Origin of the sequence: Mesorhizobium sp. M1A.F.Ca.IN.020.06.1.1 (genome assembly GCF_004023265.1) — a bacterium.
GTDB lineage: Bacteria > Pseudomonadota > Alphaproteobacteria > Rhizobiales > Rhizobiaceae > Mesorhizobium.
Genome location: NZ_RZSR01001242.1, coordinates 1 through 1,414, shown reverse-complemented (window position 1 = coordinate 1,414; position 1,414 = coordinate 1). Strand labels below are relative to the sequence as shown.

The 1,414-nt window shown below is 68.9% G+C and carries 1 protein-coding gene; it reads left to right on the top strand.

What is annotated here, in order from left to right:
- Positions 1–1,414: cobaltochelatase subunit CobN (locus tag EOA60_RS32880; RefSeq protein WP_206628359.1), on the top strand; the 1,414-nt coding region annotated here is incomplete at both ends.

Below are 1,414 nucleotides of genomic sequence, written 5' to 3'. Positions count from 1 at the left end.
GCGTGGGGGAGAGCCAACGACAAAGCTCACGTCAATGCGCCCCCCTCTGTCCTGCCGGACATCTCCACCTCTAGGGGGGAGATTGCGCCTGCATCGATGCTTTCGCCAATCATCAACGCTGGAGGAGAAGCGCCGTCAGCGAAACTGCCAATCTCCCCCCTTGAGGGGGAGATGTCCGGCAGGACAGAGGGGGGTGTTCAAGCGCCTCCTTCCGCAAGCTTCTCCTTCCGCGCCGCCATCTTCGGCAACGTCACCGTGGCGCTGGCCCCCGACCGTGGCCGCTCCGCAGACCGCCGCGCTGACTACCATGACCCGACCCTTCCCCCGCGCCACGAGCTGATCGCCTTCGGCCTGTGGTTGCAAAAGTCGCTCGGCGTCCACGCCATCGTCCATGTCGGCGCGCATGGCACGCTGGAATGGCTGCCGGGCAAGACGGTCGCGCTCTCCGACACCTGCTTTCCCGAGATCGTCACCGGCTCGCTGCCGGTTGTCTATCCCTTCATCGTCTCCAATCCCGGCGAGGCGGCGCAGGCCAAGCGCCGCATCTCGGCCGTCACGCTCGGTCACCTGCCGCCGCCGCTGACCGGCGCCGGGCTCGACGAGGCGCAACAGAGGCTTGAGCGGCTGGTCGACGAATACGCACAAGCCGACGGGCTCGACCGCCGCCGCCGCGACCGTCTGGCCAGGCTCATCGTCGAGACAGCGGAGAAATCCGGGCTGGCTGCCGAAGCCGGAGTTGCCGGAACCGATGTGCCGGACGAGGCGCTGCGCCGCATCGACGCGTGGCTGTGCGACCTCAAGGATTTTGCCGTCAAGGACGGGCTGCATGTCTATGGCCGCGCGCCGGAAGAAGAGGCCGATCCACTGCGCCGCCAAAGCGCCGAGACCGAAAAAGACGCCCTGCTCGCTGCGCTCGACGGGCGTCACATCAAGGCCGGACCGGCAGGCGCGCCGGCGCGCGGTCGTTCCGATGTCCTGCCCACCGGCCGCAACCTTTTCACCTCCGATCCGCGCACCATGCCGACGTCGACGGCCTATGATCTCGGGCAGGCGGCGGCGGAAGAAGTCGTGCGCAGCTACATGCAGAGCCATGGCGACTGGCCGCGCTCGTTGGTCATCGACCTCTGGGGCTCCGCCTCGTTGCGCACCGGCGGCGAGGAGATCGCGCAAGGCCTGGCGCTGATGGGCTGCCGGCCGCAATGGGATGCCGCAACGGGCCGCGTCACCGGCATCGAGGTGATGCCGCCGGCCGCCCTCGGCCGCCCGCGCGTCGACGTCACCTGGCGCATCTCCGGCCTGTTTCGCGATATGTTCCCGACCCAGATCGCGCTGATCGGCGCCGCCGCCAGCGCCGTCGCCGGTCGCGACGAGGACGATTCGGAAAATCCGCTTGCCGCCGCGGCCCGTGCCCAAG